Annotated in this window: 3 protein-coding genes; 1 reads left to right on the top strand and 2 read right to left on the bottom strand. The window is 61.5% G+C overall.

All coding sequences use genetic code 11. From position 1 onward, the window contains the following. The coding region (locus tag NW856_RS01780) for an FAD-dependent oxidoreductase (protein ID WP_414398790.1) at window positions 1-1,679 on the top strand (1,679 nt) is incomplete at its 5' end. Between the two features lie 70 nt (window positions 1,680-1,749). Here NW856_RS01780 and secF read toward each other — a convergent pair. Both secF and NW856_RS01770 read right to left on the bottom strand, forming a co-directional pair. Then, window positions 1,750-2,751 carry a protein translocase subunit SecF gene (secF, locus tag NW856_RS01775; RefSeq protein WP_414398788.1) on the bottom strand — a complete coding sequence of 334 codons (1,002 nt, stop codon included), beginning with the start codon at window positions 2,749-2,751 and terminating at the stop codon, window positions 1,750-1,752. Next, window positions 2,748-3,317 (bottom strand): SecD/SecF family protein translocase subunit (locus NW856_RS01770; protein ID WP_414398787.1); only part of this gene is annotated, 570 nt, incomplete at its 5' end. The genes NW856_RS01770 and secF, both read right to left, overlap by 4 nt.

Here is a 3,317-nt window from a genome sequence, read left to right as displayed (position 1 = left end):
GATCCTTGGGGGGTGTGGCGGCAGCGGGCCACGCCATGCGAGGGGGGGTGCAGACCTGTCTCATCGAGCTTACCCCTTGGCTGGGGGGTCAGATTACCTCCCAGGGGGTATCGGCCATTGATGAATCGCTGCCGATGCGGCAGCGGGGCAATTTTTCCCGCCACTGGCTGGAGTTCAAGGCCTTGATCGAAAGCCAGCCGGTGCATCTGCCGGCCTGGACAGGGATCCCGCCGGGAACCCGCGTATCCGAGATCAACAGCTGCTGGGTGGGAGGGCTGTGTTTTCCGCCTCAGGCGGGGCTGCAGGCGGTGGAAACCTGGCTGCAACAGGCAGCTCAAAATGCCCCCAACAGCCGCTGGGCTACCCAAACGGCTTTCAAGGGGGCCACCTTCAGCGCCGATGGATCCCAGATTGAAAGCATTTACGCTGTGCAGCGGCAGCCGCGGGATCCCAACTTTGTGCCGCCGGGACGGCTGTGGCGGGAGCTGGTGAGCTGGTATGGCTGGCAGGAAACGGAGGTGTTCGCCAAGCGAGTGCTGCGTCTACAAGCGCCGCCGGGCCGCCCATTCTTCGTGATCGATGCCACCGATACCGGCGAGCTGGTGGGCTGGGCCGGGATCCCCTATCGGCTGGGTTCGGAAGGGCGAGACGTGACCGGCGAGCCCAATGCTGCCCCCGCCAGCAACCCGGAGTGTACTCAAGCCTTTACCTTTCCCTTCGTGCTGGCCATCCACGACGATGGCGGGCGCTCCCGCGCCGAGCTGGTCCAGCTGCAGCCGGGCTATTCCCGCGCCGAACACCGCCGCGAGTTCGACATGGAGGGTTTCCCCACCTTCAGCGGCCAGAGCTTTTTCAATTACCGCCGCATCGTCAGCAAGGGTCGCCGGGATCCCTTCTACAGCACACCCGTTCCAGGCGACCTGACAATGGTGAACTGGAACCGCGGCAACGATTGGGGGATCATGAACCCGCCCCTGATCCTGACGGAAGAGCGGCTGGTGGCCTCGGGGCAGCGCCACAACTGGCTGGGGGGCCTGGATGTCTCAGCCATCAAAGATGGAGAAAACCACGCCCTGCTGTTTGCCGAGTGGCTGATGGAAACCCAATCCCGCAGCGGCTATCCCCTGTCCTTGGTGTTTGCCGAAGAGTCCTTGCTGGGCACCCGCTCCGGCCTTAGCCTCTACCCCTACATCCGCGAAGGTCGACGCATTCTGGGGCGATCTGCCTACGGCCAAGCGGAGTTCCTGATGTTGGAGCAGGATATTCGCGTCGGCACCGCCGGGGGGCGGGACTTCAGACCTACCGTGGTGGGGGTTACCCACTACGCCATCGATATCCACGGCTGTCGCTACCGCAACTGGGAGCCATCTCTGTCGGCCAGCTCCGCGCCAGTCAACGAGTTTTCCGTCCGCCCCATTCTCATTCCCTTAGAAGCCCTGATCCCGCAGAAGGTGGATAACCTGCTCATCGGCGGCAAAGGGATCGCCGTCAGCCACATTGTCAACGCTGCCACCCGGGTGCATTACGGCGAATGGACCATCGGCTCGGCGGCAGGGCTGACCGTGGCTTGGCTGCACAGCCAGGATCCCAGCTTGATCCCAGCTCAGATCGTGCCGCAAGGCAAAATGGCCGATTTACAACGCTACCTGATCTCCCGCGGGCAACAACTGCAATGGTGATCCCAAACGACACCATCCCGCCGCCGCGAAGGACAGATCCCCCTGCCCTCATTTTTCCGGCATCGAGACCCTAGCCCTCAGAGGGAAGGGAATCGGGATCCCTCCCTGCATGGACATCTTCGCCACTTCTGCCATAGCGCCGCCGCCGCCACCACACCAACAGGGGACTGGCGATAAAAATGCTGGAATACACCCCCAAGGCAAATCCCACCAGGAGAGCGATGGCAAACCCCTTCAAGGTAGCCCCCCCGAAAATGGCGATGGCGACCAAGGGCAGCATCGTCGTCAGGGTGGTATTCAAGGAGCGGGCGAAAGTTTGATTTAGAGACAGGTTCACCACCTCAGCGAAGCTGACTTTGCGGCTCACCAGGCGGAGGTTTTCGCGGATGCGGTCGTAAATGACCACGGTGTCGTTGACAGAAAAGCCGATGATGGTCAGCAGCGCCACCACAAACAGGCTATCCACCTCCATGCCCACCGTCAGGCCCAAAAGGGCAAACAGCCCTATCGTCAACACTACATCGTGCAGCAGCGCCACAATGGCAAACACCGCGTAATCCCACTGAAAGCGCAGGGCCAGGTACAGCACGATGAGCCCGAAAGAGATGAGCACCGCCACGATGCCGGAACGCAAGAGCAAACGCCCCACCGTCGGGCCAACCGTCTCGACCAGATTGCGCTGGAAGGGGGCAACCTCCTGCCGCAGGGTGGCTTCCACGGCCAAGCGCTCCGTCTCCGACAAAGGGGGCATGCGGATCAGGGCTTCCTGGCCCGTCTGGGTGTCCAGTTGAATGATGCTGCTCCCCAGGTTGTGTTCCTGCAGCGCCCGCCGCAGCTCCTCGGTGGTGACAGGCCGCTCAAAGCTCAGATCCAGCAAAGTGCCGCCGGAAAAATCCAACCCCAGCCGCAGGGGAGTTCCCAGAGAAGCCAGGGAAAAGGCCATGCTGACCAGCCCCACCAGCAGCACCGCCAAGGACAAGCTGAACCACAGCTTGCTCCGTCCAACAATGTCGAAGCGATAGTCGAGCAACCGAGAGGCGGGATCTACGGGGGATAGCTCTTGAGCCGTCATGATTGGGCCGCCTCCATCCGAACGCCGTAAAACTCAGGTTTGCGCAAGCTGGGGATCCCCATTGCCGCCAAGAGCAGGCTACGGGTGCAGGTGATGGCCGTAAAGAAGCTCACCAGAATGCCAATGCCCAGGGTTACCGCAAACCCTTTCACCAGTCCCATCCCCAGCCAGAAAAGCACGCCACAGACCAAAAGGGTAGTCACATTGCTGTCCAGGATGCTGCTGAAGGCGCGGTTAAACCCTTCCGAAATGGACTTGTAGATGGATTTGCCGGCCCGCAACTCTTCTTTAATGCGCTCGAAGATCAGCACATTGGCATCCACCGCCATGCCGATGCTGAGGATAAAGCCGGCGATCCCCGGCAAAGTCATGGTGACCCCCAGCAGTTGGAACAGAGCAAAGGTGCAGAGGGCGTAGATGAGCAGAGCGATGTCGGCAATCAGCCCTGGCAGGCGATAGTAGGCCACCATAAAGACGAAAACCAGCACCAGGCCCCCGATCCCGGCATAGAGGCTGCGGCGCACGCTCACTTCCCCCAAAGTGGCCCCGACAGTGCGATTTTCAAT

The sequence above is a fragment of the Synechococcus sp. R3-13 genome, assembly GCF_047462195.1.
Taxonomy (GTDB): Bacteria; Cyanobacteriota; Cyanobacteriia; order Thermostichales; family Thermostichaceae; genus Thermostichus.
This window is presented reverse-complemented; position numbering and strand designations above follow the sequence as displayed.

Coding starts and splice junctions, on each gene's coding strand:
- secF (WP_414398788.1), bottom strand. CDS start 2,751: ATGACGGCTCAAGAGCTATCCCCCGTAGATCCCGCCTCTCGGTTGCTC.